Raw genomic sequence first — 15,517 nt, 5'->3', positions numbered from 1 at the left:
TCGTATTTGTCATTGTAACATATAATTACAGATGCTTAGCAACATGCACACAAGGAAAAATATGCAATTTAAAGAAAATGAATTGGTTTTAGGGACAATTATTGAACGCTACAAACGATTTTTATTAGATTTTAAATTAGATAATGCCTTTAAAGAGTATAGTTGTGAACAAACTCTAACGGCCCACCTTGCAAATACAGGAAGCATGAAAACATGTTGGGAGCCAGATTGGAAAGTTCTAATGACCCACTCTGATGACCCAAAGAGAAAGCTTAAATTCTCTGCTCAGATGATTTCGAATGGGGATTCTTGGATTATGGTAAATACAGGCCTTACAAATAAGATTGTTCAGGAAGGTCTAGAACTTGGAAAATTCGAAGAACTTAGAGGGTATGATTTTTTCAAGAGTGAAGTAAAAATTGGTAAAAGTAGAATTGATTTTCTCTTAAGCAATAAAGAGATCGATAAGAAAGATTTAAAACTTGAGGATCCTAGTTTTAAGTACAACTTTGTTGAAGTAAAGAATGTTACTTTAAAAGTTGGCGACCAGGCCCAATTCCCGGATGCCGTCTCAACCAGAGGCCAAAAGCATCTTGAAGAACTTATGGCAATTAAGGAGCAAGGTCATGAGGCCACAATGCTCTATATTGTTTCTCGTGAAGATGTTAAGAGCTTTAATGTGAGTGATATTGATACAGAATATAAAAGACTTCTTATCAAGGCCAAAGAAGCTGGAGTACAGATTCTTGCCTACCAACTAAATATGAATGAGAAAGAAATCACTGTCGCAAAAAAACTTAAGATTGTTTTATAGGCTTGTCGATTCGAACTTCTCGATATGATTTGCAAGCTGTGAATACACTCGACTCTCATTAGGAATCTTTGTTAAAAGATGATTAAACTTTTGAAGATTATCTTTATTGATGAAACGATATAGCTCTCTTGTAATAAGTGAGTTTTCATTGCTAGCGTTTGAAGCTAGTGTTGTCACTATTTGATCGCTTACCTTATCTTTAAAATCATCTGACTTTGCATATTTTTCAAGCTCTAAAATAATAAGAGAATGAAGATCCTTACCGTAAACACCTTGTGAAAGTTTAACTAAGGCATTTAATGATCTTAGATCACTCTTTTGCGTACTTAAAAGTAAAACTAAGTTCTTCTTTAATTCTTCATTTGAAAGATCGATAAAATCTAGTGCTGTCGTAATAATTGAGTGAGAACGAAAGCCTCTTTTTGACGTAAAGTTATATAGCTGATTAATATTTTGATTAATCTTCGCTGTAATATAATCCCCATACCTATCATAATTTTCAGAAACTTCATCACTTGTGAAGTATTCCTGACAGATACTTCTCATACAACCCTTAAGTTTTGATAACGACTCCTCGTAAGACTTGTAGATATGCATATCCTCAACTCTTCTCTTTTTTAGTTCACGGGCCGTAACATCATCAGATAAAGATGCAATTGAACGTTTAACAAAGTCAGGTGAACGATTAACATGCTTGTATGGATTTGCACCACTACCAAGCTCTTGTTTAAGAGTACTCTCAATATCACTACTAGTGAAAAAGACAAATGCGCCTAATGATGCAATTACGACAGTATGAACTAAGCCTTTAATCATTTCTTTCCTTAAATGTTTAACCAACCTTTTTACTCGTTTCGGTTAATATTAGGAAAAGATTAAGTTTTAGTTTTTATTTATACATAATTTTAATAGGTTATATTTGAGATTTTTTTTGATAATGATCAATTAGTTGTTCAACACAATTAAATCCCTTTAGGGACATATCATTTATTATTGATCGATTAATATCTTGGAGAAGCTTAGGCCCCTGGAAAATAAAGGCCGAATAGATCTGCAAACACCTTCCACCATCACGCCAATAATCAACAATATCTTCATACGAAGAAAAACCTCCAACCCCGATGAACTCTAAATGAGGAAAATCCTTCATCTTATCAAGACATGCCTTACGGACCCTACGTGCTTTGGCCAGAAGCAGTTTTCCAGAAACACCTCCTACCCCACGCTCTTGCATTATAGTCGTATTTGTTGCAATGATACCAGTTAGTCTATAGTCACTTGCGACTTTGATAATACTTTCAATTTCATCTTCTTCAATATCTGGTGAAATTTTTAAATAGAGATCAGCCTCACCGTCTTTACGCTCTAAAGCAGCAAAGATCTTCTCTAAGGATTCACGAGTTTGATGCGAACGAAGTCCCGGAGTATTTGGCGAGGAAACATTTATAACGATATAATCAGCAAGATCTTTAAAATCTTGATAAAGGCTCGCATAGTCTTCATATGCTAGATTATCAGGTGTATCCTTATTCTTTCCAATATTCACACCTAATGGAATTGAACGCTTTGCTAAGCGTACTTGATTCTTAAGAAACTCTCCACCTTCATTATTAAAGCCCATGCAGTTACGAATAGACTCTTCTTCAATATAACGAAATAGTCTTGGCCTAGGATTTCCACCCTGGGGCCTTGGTGTTACAGTTCCAACCTCAATTGCACCAAAACCAAGATTAGAAAGAAATTCGTATCCACGACAATTTTTATCAAGTCCAGCAGCAAGCCCAACAGGTGTTGCCCACGTTAACTTACCAATTCTTAATTTTAAACTATCAGAGCGATAACTCGGATAGACCTCAGAAAGGACAGGGAATCTCTCCATGAAATCGATTGTAAGATCATGAGCATCTTCGGCGTCTAACTTGAATAAGAAGTTACGGGCAAGAGAATAAATCATTAGTACAACTTAACAAAGTCACCTTCGTGAACAGAGCCTCCGGAGTGTAAGATACCGATTGAAGCATCTGCTCCAATAAAGTCGATAATCTCAATAGTCCCTTTGACTTCTCCCTTGGAAACACCAATAAGGGCCCCAGTTTCAGGATCATAGATATCAACACCTTCAGTTACAACTTTTAAAACATCACCGATATTAAGTCCTGAGTCACGGCCAGCATTGATATAGATATTATTTCCAATAATTTTTGCAACACGTCCGATCCACTCTAGCTTTTGAGCTGTATCAAGAATTCTTGGAATTGATTTTCTAACAGAAACTTTTGTTACATAGCGAAGAAGATCTTGACGGTACTTTGTTTGTGAATCGCGATCAGACTTAAAGAAGCGGTAGCTGCTATCGTCTGCATAACCATCAAGAGTATCAGTATAGATTTCTTTATTAGAGTTAACGTCATAGATTCTAATCTCGACTTTTGCTTCACTATAGCTTTTTGTGCTTCTAACAAAACCTACTTCATCAGACTTTTCTCTAACTCTTGCTTCGATAATTCGACCAAAAATAACAAAGTTTACACCTTCTCCTTTTGCCTTTCTTGTCATCTGAACAAGCTTTGACCCACCTTGAGAGTAGACCTGCTTCGAAGAACCAAATAATCTAGCTGACATTGGGTCCACAATGAATTGTCCCGTCTTTTGAAGCTCACGGCGAAGCTCTTCTGTTGCGATAACACCTAAATCTTGGCCACCAAATGGAGATTCATTAAAGAAAGTTAGAAGTGCAACCTTCTTTTTAACGCCTGTAAAATGTTGACGCTGAGACGTTCTCTCTTTTCTTCCGTGATAATCTCTTTTTTGTGGTGGTACTAAAAGAGAACACGATGTTGTAACTAAAACTAAAATTGGTAATAAAAACTTAATCATAGACTTTTTGCCTTAGCTGCTTCCTTATCTTCCTTAATAACTTTTCCACTCTCACCAGCATGAATAATATTAAAAACAAATGGAAGGTTTTCATCTCTTTTAATCGAAGCTTGCTCTGATAATTTTGTATTAGAAAACTTCTTCAAGACATCCATTGCCTTATCTTTATCACCAGAGAAAGTGATACTAATATTGACTACATTTTGAAGAGTCGAAGTAATTTGTGGATCAAAGAAGTAAACAACACCTTCTTCTTTTAACATTCCAGCAAAATCAAATGCCTCATTAATATTATGAGTATTTCTTAATACGATATCAAAAGAGTTCTTTACAGATACTTTCTCCTTAATCGTTCTCTTTAATCCCTTCATTTCTGAGATTGGCAGCTGATAAACAAAGCTTGCAATATCAGAGCTCTGCTTGTGTGGATCAACTGTCGAATACTGTTGTCCTTTGGCCTCAAAATCTTTGAAGTTTACAATCGTACCATCTCTTAAATCAGTAAGAACTAATCCACCAAATGTCTGTATATTAATTTGCTTTTGCTTTTCGTCTTTAAACTCTTTTTCAAGTGCGATATCAAGAGTTAGCATAAGTGAATTTCTAAGCTCTTCCTGACGAGTACCAAGAATCTCTCCTTCATTTGAACGAAGGACAACAAGAGGCTTCTTTAGGTGTTCGAAAATTTCTTGTCTTGTTGATGGATTAACAACTTCAATCCCTTCAAGAAAGACACCACCAACACTCTCTCCTAACTCTTTAAGCCAGTGATCTTCGACAACATCTGTAAATTTCGACTGAGAACTTACACCAACTTCTTCCCAAGTTAGATCCTTAAGCTTGTAATTGATATTTAGATAAAGTTTTGTAAAGTTACGTGTTTTACCTTGTCCAATATAGCGATAGTAAATTTCAGAAACTAACTTACGATTAACTTTTGCATCGATATTATAATAGTGTGTATCTGCTCGTGATAAAGACTTCGACATCTTCTTTACTGTGTATGAAGAAATAATAGAGTTAAATCCACCAAAAGAAGCGCGTGCCTTTAGTCTCTTGCTACGAATTCCCCTTTGGTATCTTTCAAGAGCACTCCCCGTTAGAGTTACAGGGTTGCCTTCAGCATCAACTGCACCAGTTTCACGATCGTAATTTTCTTTAATTGGTGCAAAGTATTCATCAAATTGTGTTTCGTAATTTTGCCAAAAAGTCTTTGTATCAAGACCTAGCTTTTCAAGCTCAGAATCAAGAACGTTGCGAACCGTGTTGGCATAGAGTTGCTCTTTAATAAAAGATAAAGAGTCACCAGGTTTTGAGGTGAACTGTCCCCTTGCACTTACTGATGCTGCAAGAGTATTGGTCGCTAATAATAGCAATAATATTAGTTTCTTCATTATCCATCCCTAGATTAAAAAATATCTTTAAGTATTTTACCCTACATCGCTGATTTTTCCATCAATAATAAACTTCACCGCATCAGCATCAAAAATCTCATTAATTTTTGCTGCCATTTGTGGTGTTGGGTTTACCAGATAGTCATTTCCAAGTGGCATTCTTGCTCTACCTGAATCATGTTCAAAAATAATATGTAGTGGAACTGTTCCTCTGTGACCTAAAATCGTCTGCTTAAGTCGGTTTAGACGTCCCTCATTTAGAGATGTCATTGGAACATTCAAACGAACAGAAGATACCCTTTCCTCCGCCTGCTCCTTGAGCTTTTGAATCTTTGAAGGGAAGAATTTTCGCGGTTCCTCGGCCAAATTTACCTGTCCAGTCATAATGATTGGGTCATCAGTAGCAAGGATCTCTTCGTATTGAACGAATGTTTTTGGAAAAATGATACATTCAATCTTACCTGACAAATCTTCTAGGGTAGCAAAACACATGCGATCCCCTTTCTTCGTCATGATATTTTTTCTCTCAACGATCATCCCCGCAAGAACCATATCTCTCTTTGAAGTTCCATCGATATCTTGGATTTGTCCAATTGGCATCGAGGCCATTTGTTCAATAACACCTTGGTAACGATCTAGCGGGTGACCTGAAACATAAACCCCAATTAGCTCTGCTTCATATAAAAGTTTTTCACGGTCATCCCAGTCAGCAACAAATTGAATATCAAGCTGATTAGCACCAGTATCTTCTGTTGCCTCGGCCATATCAAAGAGATTCGTTTGTCCCATCTCTTTTTCTCTTTGGCGCTTTTGCGCGTAGGCCACAACCATTTCCATATTCTCAAGCATTGTTCGACGATTAAGATTTGTTTCACAACCATCAAAAGCACCTACGCGAATAAGTGATTCAATAACACGCTTGTTAACATTCTTAAGATTTACTCTTTCACAGAAGTCGATGAAGCCAACGAATGGGCCATTCTCCGTTCTTTCACGGATCATCTCTTCAACACCACCTTCACCAACACCTTTAATGGCACCCATACCAAAGCGTAGGTTTCCATCAACAACGTTAAATAGCCAAAGCGACTCATTCACACAAGGAGCAAGAACTTGAATATCATGATTTCTTGCATCGTTAATGATTGTTGTGATCTTATCTGTATTTGAAAGTTCCGTACTCAGGAGTCCTGCATAGAACTCTGGCGGATAATAAGTTTTTAAGTATGCTGTTTGATACGCAATATATGAGTAGGCAACGGCGTGTGACTTGTTGAAACCATATTCCGCAAATTTCGCCATCTGATCATAGAGAGTCTCAGCAATTTTTAAATCGTAATTTCTCTCTTTTGCACCATCGAGGAAGATCTGCTTGTGTCTTTCCATCTCCGAAATTTTCTTTTTCCCCATCGCCTTACGAAGCATATCCGCTTGACCAAGAGAATATCCAGCAATAATACGGGCGATGTTCATAACCTGCTCTTGGTAGATAATGATTCCGTATGTATCGTTTAGGATTGGCTTAAGAGATTCGAATGGATAACTTTCTTCTTTGCGCCCGTGCTTGATTTCAACGAATTCATCGTGCATTCCCGATCCCATAGGACCTGGACGATAAAGAGCGTTGATGGCCGTAATATCATCGAGAGTATCCGGTGAAATACGACGACAAAGATCCTGCATCCCAGAAGATTCCAGCTGGAAAACACCAATTGTATCCCCTTCAGAAACCAGGTCATATACTTTCTTATCTTCGTAATCGATTGCTTCAATATCAAAATTTGGATCGTAGTCACGCTTAATAAAATCAGAAGCGTAATCAATTACCGTTAGAGTTTTAAGTCCAAGGAAGTCGAATTTTACAAGTCCAATTAGCTCAGAGAAGTCCTTATCAAATTGAACAACCTTTTCACCTTTTGCCCCTTTAAAAAGTGGACAATAGTTTACAAGCGGTTCAGAGGTAATGATTACTCCGGCCGCGTGAATACCAGCGTGGCGATAAAGTCCTTCAAGCCTTTTTGAAATAGTGAAGATTTGGCGAATCTTAGGATCAGTTTCAATAAGCTCCTGAAGCTTCGGCTCCATTTCAATTGCTTTATCTAATGTGATTCCAATTTCATCAGGAATCAGTTTTGATATCATATTGGCTTCAGCAAATGTTAAGTCATAAACACGAGCAACGTCTTTTACAACGGCCTTGGCCTGAAGCTTACCAAAAGTGATAATCTGCCCTACCTTATCTTCACCGTACTTTTGCGTTACGTACTCAATAACTCGCTGACGTCCCGCCTGGCAGAAGTCGACGTCAAAGTCTGGCATCGAGATACGCTCAGGGTTAATGAAACGCTCAAAAAGTAGGTTGTATGGAAGAGGGTTAATATTGGTAATTGTTAAAGCATAAGCAACAAGAGAACCAGCTCCAGAACCACGTCCAGGACCTACCGGAATCCCATTATCTTTTGACCACTGAATGAAGTCAGCAACGATAAGGAAGTATCCAACGAATCCCATCTGCTTAATAAGATCCATCTCATATTGAAGACGCTCGTAATACTTTGGTTTCTGCTCTTCCCAATCCGGTTGGTTAACAATATTTCTAAATTGCGGTCCATCAAAACGTGCTTGAAGACCTTCTTTTGTTACACGATCAAAGTATTCTTCAAGAGTTTCATCTGTATCAATTTCATAGTCTGGAAGATGATAAATTTGATTTCCTTTTTCATCAGTCCACGAAAGTTCAACATTACACTTATCTGCAATTTCAAGAGTGTTATCACAAGCTTCAGGTGCATAGTGAAATGCAGCTCTCATCTCTTCAGGTGACTTGTAATAAAATTCTTGCGACGTCATACGCATTCTATTTTCGTCAGCGTATGTCTTTCCTGTTTGAATACAAAGAAGGACTTCCTGAGCTGTCGCATCCTCAGGTGTCATATAGTGCGAATCATTTGTTGCAACTAGTTTGATATCGTTCTTCTTTGCAAAGTCGATAACTTTCTCGTTTACAATTCTCTGTTCAGGAATTCCATTTTCTTGAATCTCAAGATAGAAGTCATCAGGACCAAAGATATCTCTTAGTTTTTCAATTGCACGAATGGCACGCTCATCTTGTCCAGTAAAGAAGTTATAACCAACCTCACCTTTAAGACATGCTGTCGTACAAATTAGCCCTTCGCTATATTCGCGAAGAAGTTCCACGTCTGCACGTGGCTTATAGTAAAAACCTTCAAGATAAGCTTTTGAAAGGAGCTTACATAAGTTTTGGTAACCAGTATTATTCTTTGCAAGAAGAATCAAATGGTGAATTTGTCTTGAAGACTCTTCAGCATCCTGTGAACTAACACTAGCAGACTTCTTGGCCGCACGACGATCAAAGCGTGACCCAGGTGTGAAGTAAATTTCTGAACCTAGTATTGGTTTTATCCCTGCAGCTTTACAGCGAGTGTAAAAATCAATAGCACCAAACATATTCCCATGGTCAGTTTGTGCAATTGCCGGAACACCTAATTCCTTTGCCTGTGGAATTAAATCCTTTAAACGAATCGCTCCATCCAGTAGTGAATACTGTGTATGTAAGTGAAGGTGTACAAAGCTATCTGGGTGAGTTTCTTTTAGTGATTTCGTTTCGCTAGATTCGACGTTACTATCTTGTTCCATGGAGTCCTCAAAATGTCTTATTTAATCAGTGTGTCGTGCTATTTAAGTATCCCATTTTCAAGGCGTTTTGTCATATTCTTAGAACTTATTTGCTAACCAAATTACAAAGACATAACGCAATGCTTTACCGATATACATCGATAAGAAAACATACGCGGGGCGACAACGAAAGTAGCCGAGTGCTACGGCCAAGGGATCACCAACGATGGGAAGCCATGTCAAAAAAGCAAGGGCCGGCCCAAAGCGCTGAATAAGATTTTGCCAACGTACGATCTGTTCTTTACTAATTTTTAAGTATCTTTCACACCAGCTTATCTTGCCCAAGTGACCAAGATAAAAGCAGCTTACCCCTCCAAGAAAATTGCCAAGGCTTGCGGCCCAGAAAATATCAATTCTTGAAAGTCCTGCTTTTACAGCACCAAATAAGAATGCTTCAGAGCTGAATGGGAGAATAGTTGCGGCGGCAAAGCTTATAAAGAAAAGCCCTACGATGCCATAGTCTTGAATGAATTCCATTATTAATTATTATGATGATTTCTCTACATTTAATCAAAATCTTTTCAACTTTTAACAATACAATTTGAGATAGGTTTAAACAAAAAAGGGATGCATAATGGTTAACTACACTCCACCTATCGAACGCGATAAGGCCCCAAGACAAAGAGAAAAAGAAGAACACTTTACATCAAGCTATAATATTATAAATCGAGTTATCAAAGCTTTCGTTCCACTTCACACAAGTATGGATATGCAAGAAGCTGGCGAATACTTCATAAAACACAATATTACAGGTCTTCCTGTCGTTAATGAGTTTGAAAATATTGTTGGTTTTCTCTCGCAAAAAGACTGCCTCAAATATAGCCTCGATGCAAAATACTACAACCACCCTTCTTCACTCGTTGAACACTATATGAGCGAGAATGTTGTAACCATTCCTTCAAAGTCCAACCTCACCTTCATCGTTGAACTCTTTCTCCACTATCCTTTCCATGCATTTCCTGTTGTAGAGAACGAGAAAGTAGTTGGAATCATTGAAAGAACGACTGTTTTTGAAGTGATTCACAATATGAAAGGAACCAACTGGTAGTCCTGACTACATAAATCTTACTGACATTCAAATGAGCTGTTTACATTTTTGATACAGTTTGTGTACAAATGCGTTCAACTTTGACTTTTAAATCGATACAACACCTCCATTGGAAACGATCTGGGAGGATTCGATGAGAAAGTTATTAGTTTTTATTTGTACATTTTTGGCACTGACAACTAACGCTGAAGTTAGCAAGTGGTGTAAAGATACGAGTTTTATTTTAGAGAACGCAATTGTATCAGGTTTTGAAAGCGTGACTTATGAAGAGGAATTAGAAATCCTTTTAGATGCCTCACACTTTGTTCTAGATAGCACTCCAAAAAAGAACTTCTTCTATTTTTACACAACTCTTGCAAGTGCAATTAAGGGCACTGAAGTTTACGATTCACCTGAACATAAGGTTCTCTTCCTAAGAAGACACTTAAGAGATGCAATTGGTGATCTTAATAAATTTCACGACAGACTTACTAGAAGACTTTGTCTTTGGTGTTATGGAAATCACAGAGAGTATGTTCAAGACATTCTTTCAAGAGGTCTTACAGAGGGCGAAAGATCAAAGAATGATGAAACAGAAATTGCAGTGCTAAATCGTGTAGCAGGACTTGCTATTGAGTTAATCGAAGAAAGTACATTCTCTAGAAATTATGAGTGTGCAAAGAAGAGTTTAACATTTGTTCTTCAAACGAATGATGTATCAAGCAAGAGAAGAAATGTTTTAAGCGCTTATAGAATGATGAGAAATAATGGTTGTAACTAATAAGTTAGAACTAGGGAGAGAGAAATGAAAAGAGTATTAATCGCAGTATTTAGTACTGTCATCTTAAGTACAAATACTTATGCACTTTTTGGTGGTAAAGATAATGGCATCACGGGAATGTATAAAGGTAAAGAGAGTATTTCCTTAAACTACGATGGTGTTAGATTCCTTAACAAATGCTCATTCGATGGAAGGCTTGGCTACAATGCACTTTCACTAGGTGCCGCTGGAGCAGCGTGGTCACTTGGTCCAATTGGGATCATCGGAACATTTATCTTGGTTCAAAGTTACAAGCAATCAGTATGCTTCAACAATAGCTATGTTCGCGAAAATATTTTCAAAGTAAAACTTGAAGCAAAGGTTGTTGAGACAAGTTCAGAAAGAATTACTCTTATGATTTCTTCACAAGACAAGAAAAAGTGTGCAGGTTTCTCAATCAAACTAATCGGTGAGCCCGATGGTTTTGGAGGATATGATCTATTCAAAAACAAAGAATCATACTTAAAAAATGAGGTCTTTGGTACAGCAACTTATGCGCAAAAAGAATTAGATATTGCAATTTCACAAGAGATATCAATGCTAACAAAAGGTCGCAATGGACACAACTGCATATGGGATCTTAAGCACGGATTAAACGTAAACCTAAAGAAATAATATTATAAGGATAAAAAATGAAAAGATTAATCACAGCAATTACCCTACTATCACTCTCTTTAAGTACTCAGGCACTTGGAAAGAAATCAATTGAAGGTGAATATAGTGGAAAGAAAAAGATCTCTTTAACTTACACGGGTTATTTTCAGGCTGATTGTAGCAAGTTTCTTTGTTTTGATTACGAAGACTACTATGGAAAAAGTAAGACTCTAAATATTAAGTTAGATGTTCAGATTACAAAATCAAGTACAGGTAGAATCACTGTTTTACTAAAGTCACAAGACAGAAAGAAATGTGCAGGTTTTGCAATGAGCTTTATCGGTGAAGAAGATGGTTTTGGTGGCTACGATTTATATCGTAACAAGAACGACTATTTACAAAACCTTAATATCGGAACTCTGACTTACCAAAAAGGTAAAGTGAATATTTCAATCCCAGAGAATATGACTCAAAAAACAAAAGGGACAAATAATTACACTTGTATTTGGAACTTAGATTACGGACTTGATTTAAAAGTAAAATAGATTGGATATACAAACAAATCCCCCATATTTATCAGATAAGCATTGCGTGGATATTTACAACTACGTAAATGCTTCTCTGTACTTAAGAGATACTTGGCTTAAGAAGAAAGAGCTTAACCCAAACTTCTCAATTAGGTCTTGGGCACAAAAACTTGGAATAACTTCCCATTCTCAGCTACACCAAGTTCTAAACGGAAAACGCAATCTTCCTAGTAAGTATATAATGACTATTGCGAGAGATTTAAAACTTGAGGCAGAGGAAGCAGACTATTTTGAAAAACTAGTAAAACTTCAAGCCGCAAAATCAGAAGAAGAAAAATTATTCTATTTAAACTCAATACAGAGAAATAATGAAACTCTTGAAGTTTATGAAGTAGATAATTACGAGCTGATACGAAATCCTCTTAACTTCTTCATTCTTGAATTATTTTGCTTAATAGATGCTGATCTTACACCAATCAAGATTCAAAAATTACTAATTCATAACTACCCTCTTACAGAAATCAGAAAAAGTGTTGAGCTACTAACAAAGCTTGAAATGTTAATTTTAAAAGATGGTAGTTATCGCAAGGCCCACGAGACAGTCTTCACAGCAAATGATATCCCAAATATTGCCAAGCAAGAATATCACAAGAACATTGCTGAACTCGCAAAAGAAGCAGTTGAAAAACAAGATGTGGAGGACAGAGAGTTCTCTGGCTTTACATTTGGGATTCGCGCCGAAAATCTTCCACAAGCGAAGGAAGAGTTAAGAAAATTCAGAGAGGAATTTTCTCAAAAATTTATCGAAAAGGACTTTGAAGGAAATCAATTATATCACTTAGCAATTAACTTCTTTGCTATTTCAAATAAGGTTGACCAATGAAAGTACTTTTAATTCTAGCACTATCTTTATTAACTTTGACCTCAGCAGCTAAAGAACGTCCTGTTTTACGAGAAGGAGGCTCAGGAGTTGGCAATGGTGGTGATACAATAAGGCTTCGATTTATAAACACAGGAAATGGTATCATCGATTATTATAAAGATGGTTTTAAGTCTATTAGTGAAGTTCTTGTATCTCCTCTTCTACTTAAGGCCCATCTAAATATCAATACGATTAGTACTTCCAATGATATTTTAATCGACAATCTTGGAAATCCAGTTAGCGCGATTGGGGTTCCGGGAAAGATAACTTTATATGTGGGAGATGCCATTCCAGAGCTTCACTGGAATAATATTTTTAAAAACTCTCGCCTTACAAACATTATGGTTCTTCACGAGCTTCTTAGAGCTCAAGGAATCAATGATGATAATTATGTCTACTCGACAAAAGTATTAATTCAGCAAGATATCTTGAGCTTTGGTGATTTTAAAATGAAATGGGCCAAGCAGTCTTTTGACATCGTTGAAAACACTCAGTTGCGTTCATTTAATTCACGCTCGATAAAAGAAGAGCTTGCATATTTCAAGCAAGGAAATTTATCACTTGAGAAATATAATACAATTGCACTTGCACCTTTAATTAATTTAAATCTAAATTTATCGAACGAACTTTATGTGGATTCGAAAGAACTTAATCGCCTAAAAACCTTAAGGGCAGATTATAAAATGTTAAGAGATATCATCCCAATGATTGATAAACTCTCTTATGATCAAATTCGAGGTAATCCAAATTATGTATTACTTAATAAACTAACATTAATACTTCTACGTGACTTCTTCTTTAAAATTAGAATGACGAATTTTGAGCTAACTGAGGAGAATAGCTATATCATTTCAGATTACACGAGTAATCTTTTAAGTGCGATCAGTTTTGCCTCTGAAGACTGGATGATTTGTACAGGTATTGAACAAAGCCTTGCAACTCTATCAAATAGCTCACTAGTATTTGATAGTAATGACCTTAAAATGATGATTTCAGCTACAATTACCCTGCTAAACGATAGTAAATGCTATTAGTTTTCAATAACTTAGTATCTGTAAATATTGCAGATACTAAGCTCTTTTCTTGAACGCGACCACAACTTCTGCGAATATACGCCATAAAAAGTATTTTCGTTAGAAATAGAAAAGAGAAACCATGGTTTTTAATCGTAAGAAAAAATCACCTAAAAACAAGGAACAGCTCGAGTTTAACTTTGAGCTTCCGCGCGAAAACGATCGCAATTTCCACCTTGGTGGAAAGTCTTTCTATTTCTTCGATTTCGACGACAATGTCGTTTTCCTTTCAACTCCAATCATTATCTTTCACAATGAGACAGGCGAAGAGAAGCTTCTTTCTTCTCACGAATTTGCTGCTCATAATAAGATCATTGGAAAAGAAGGACCTTACGCAAATTATCACATGGATTTCGATGATGAGACGGGAACTTTTAGAAATTTCCGCGATTCAGATCTTTCGCTTACTCAACGACTAACCGGAAGAAAGCAATCACTTATCACAGATATCCAGGATGCACTTGAAAGAAGTGATTCAACTTGGAAAGCTCCGAGCTGGAATCACTTCTATCATGCAACTTATAATCAAAGACCAGTTTCAATTATTACAGCTCGTGGTCACAGAGAAGATACAATTAAGCAAGGGATCGAAGTTATCTATAACGAAGGTCACCTACCAAATATGCCAAACTTTCACACTGTCTATGCTGTTTCAAATCCAGAAACTCGTGTACGACTTGGTGGACGTGATGAGGATTATAATGTGCCTGAACTTAAGTACAAGGCCATTATCGAATCAGTTGAACTTGCTATTCAAAAATACGGATACTCAGATTATCACCGCTTTGGAATGAGTGATGATGATGCTGGAAATATCGATCTCATTACAGATGCGATGAAAGAGCTAAAAGCAAAATTTCCACGTATGTCTTTCTTCGTTATTCAAACTTATGACAATGGCTTTGAAAAACGCGAAGTTCATGAGCACTCTGTTGAGACAATTTTCTCTAAGCATGAATCACGCCTTGATCAGCTTAACCTTTTTGCACAGTAATAAAAATAAAGCTGAACACTACCTAGGCAATTATTAAAAAAGTATTTTCAAATATTAAAATCCAGTAAGATTTCGATATGGAAAAGAAATTCATCAAACAAGTCTTTGCAACATTCTTTATCTTCTTATTCTCGGCCCTCATGTCTAATGCATTCAGTAAGGACCTTTTAAAGTTAATTCAGTAACTTAAGTCGACAAAAATCTAACACTTTCTAACTATTGAGCACAATATTTTGCGTTGATAGCATTTCTTCACTAGAATTTCCTATTAATTAACTTAGGGGTAAGGAGTTCAAATGAAAAAGATCGCAAAAATCACGTTAGCATTACTTTTGGCATCTTCTGCCCTGTCAATGGATTGTATCGGTTCAAAAAGATATTTGGACGACAGAGGACAGTCTCAACTTAAAGAAATCAAACTAGAAAATGCATTTGAGTATACTGATGCAAAAATTCACGCAGATATCGACGAAGCCTACTTCGTTTTCACAAAGTACGATAAGGAACAATTTGTCGCTAAGATTACATTTGGTCCTGATTACACGAAAGGAATTGTTTCAACAGCAACCTTTGATCAAAATAATCGTTTTGAGCTAGCAAGCGTAAATGGGGCAACTGTTTATAAGCTTGTTTGTACTCAGTAAGGTACACGCCACCTTTACGAGATTTAAATAAGTTAACGAATCGTACAAGGTACTAAGAGGAGGTTTCTTCTGCTATGAAAAGAAACCTCGCACTTGAATTATTTAGATAATTACATTCTTGGAGCTGAAGCCGGA

At 36.6% G+C, this 15,517-nt stretch carries 15 protein-coding genes; 9 read left to right on the top strand and 6 right to left on the bottom strand.

Annotation, left to right across the window (positions count from 1 at the left end; translation table 11 throughout):
* The first annotated feature begins 61 nt into the window (after positions 1–61).
* Entirely contained in the window at positions 62–814 is a 753-nt protein-coding gene (gene sfsA / locus ACMAYX_RS15145) for a DNA/RNA nuclease SfsA (RefSeq protein ID WP_158246944.1), read from the top strand.
* Here the strand turns inward: sfsA and ACMAYX_RS15140 are convergent.
* The 6 genes from ACMAYX_RS15140 to ACMAYX_RS15115 form a co-directional block, all read right to left on the bottom strand.
* On the bottom strand, positions 809–1,630 hold the full coding sequence (locus tag ACMAYX_RS15140; protein WP_103219090.1) for a hypothetical protein: 822 nt from the start codon (positions 1,628–1,630) through the stop codon (positions 809–811). The two genes, sfsA and ACMAYX_RS15140, sit on opposite strands and share 6 nt — an antisense overlap.
* 97 nt (positions 1,631–1,727) lie before the next feature.
* Positions 1,728–2,768, bottom strand: coding sequence for a quinone-dependent dihydroorotate dehydrogenase (locus tag ACMAYX_RS15135; protein ID WP_412463111.1), 1,041 nt, complete (start codon positions 2,766–2,768; stop codon positions 1,728–1,730).
* On the bottom strand, positions 2,768–3,691 hold the full coding sequence (locus ACMAYX_RS15130) for a hypothetical protein (RefSeq protein WP_103219091.1): 924 nt from the start codon (positions 3,689–3,691) through the stop codon (positions 2,768–2,770). Before ACMAYX_RS15130 ends, ACMAYX_RS15135 begins: the two co-directional genes overlap by 1 nt.
* Positions 3,688–5,085 carry a hypothetical protein gene (locus ACMAYX_RS15125; protein WP_392992363.1) on the bottom strand — a complete coding sequence of 466 codons (1,398 nt, stop codon included), beginning with the start codon at positions 5,083–5,085 and terminating at the stop codon, positions 3,688–3,690. Before ACMAYX_RS15125 ends, ACMAYX_RS15130 begins: the two co-directional genes overlap by 4 nt.
* Before the next feature lie 36 nt (positions 5,086–5,121).
* The gene (dnaE, locus tag ACMAYX_RS15120) at positions 5,122–8,742 is read right to left on the bottom strand and encodes a DNA polymerase III subunit alpha (RefSeq protein WP_103219177.1); all 3,621 of its coding nucleotides are present in this window, start codon (positions 8,740–8,742) and stop codon (positions 5,122–5,124) included.
* A gap of 78 nt (positions 8,743–8,820) precedes the next feature.
* Positions 8,821–9,258, bottom strand: a complete 438-nt coding sequence (locus ACMAYX_RS15115; protein ID WP_103219176.1) for a YqaA family protein — start codon at positions 9,256–9,258, stop codon at positions 8,821–8,823.
* A 97-nt stretch (positions 9,259–9,355) separates the two neighbouring features.
* Between ACMAYX_RS15115 and ACMAYX_RS15110 the strand changes: the two genes are divergently transcribed.
* The 8 genes from ACMAYX_RS15110 to ACMAYX_RS15075 all read left to right on the top strand — a co-directional run bounded on the left by ACMAYX_RS15110 (position 9,356) and on the right by ACMAYX_RS15075 (position 15,382).
* Positions 9,356–9,829, top strand: coding sequence for a CBS domain-containing protein (locus tag ACMAYX_RS15110; protein WP_103219175.1), 474 nt, complete (start codon positions 9,356–9,358; stop codon positions 9,827–9,829).
* 133 nt (positions 9,830–9,962) lie between these two features.
* Positions 9,963–10,589 carry a hypothetical protein gene (locus ACMAYX_RS15105; RefSeq protein ID WP_412470076.1) on the top strand — a complete coding sequence of 209 codons (627 nt, stop codon included), beginning with the start codon at positions 9,963–9,965 and terminating at the stop codon, positions 10,587–10,589.
* Between the two features lie 24 nt (positions 10,590–10,613).
* Positions 10,614–11,243: a hypothetical protein gene (locus tag ACMAYX_RS15100; RefSeq protein ID WP_103219173.1), complete on the top strand. Its 630-nt coding sequence runs from the start codon at positions 10,614–10,616 to the stop codon at positions 11,241–11,243.
* Between the two features lie 17 nt (positions 11,244–11,260).
* The gene (locus ACMAYX_RS15095; RefSeq protein ID WP_103219172.1) at positions 11,261–11,767 is read left to right on the top strand and encodes a hypothetical protein; all 507 of its coding nucleotides are present in this window, start codon (positions 11,261–11,263) and stop codon (positions 11,765–11,767) included.
* Between the two features lie 46 nt (positions 11,768–11,813).
* Positions 11,814–12,632, top strand: a complete 819-nt coding sequence (locus ACMAYX_RS15090) for a TIGR02147 family protein (RefSeq protein ID WP_412472124.1) — start codon at positions 11,814–11,816, stop codon at positions 12,630–12,632.
* The gene (locus tag ACMAYX_RS15085) at positions 12,629–13,705 is read left to right on the top strand and encodes a hypothetical protein (RefSeq protein WP_103219170.1); all 1,077 of its coding nucleotides are present in this window, start codon (positions 12,629–12,631) and stop codon (positions 13,703–13,705) included. The genes ACMAYX_RS15090 and ACMAYX_RS15085 overlap by 4 nt, the downstream gene beginning before the upstream one ends.
* Positions 13,706–13,826: 121 nt before the next feature.
* Positions 13,827–14,738: a hypothetical protein gene (locus ACMAYX_RS15080; RefSeq protein ID WP_103219169.1), complete on the top strand. Its 912-nt coding sequence runs from the start codon at positions 13,827–13,829 to the stop codon at positions 14,736–14,738.
* A 296-nt stretch (positions 14,739–15,034) separates the two neighbouring features.
* Positions 15,035–15,382, top strand: a complete 348-nt coding sequence (locus ACMAYX_RS15075) for a hypothetical protein (protein WP_103219168.1) — start codon at positions 15,035–15,037, stop codon at positions 15,380–15,382.
* Positions 15,383–15,517 lie beyond the last annotated feature (135 nt).

The sequence above is a fragment of the Halobacteriovorax sp. RT-2-3 genome, from assembly GCF_047085075.1.
In the GTDB taxonomy this organism is placed as follows: Bacteria; Bdellovibrionota; Bacteriovoracia; order Bacteriovoracales; family Bacteriovoracaceae; genus Halobacteriovorax_A.
This window is presented reverse-complemented; position numbering and strand designations above follow the sequence as displayed.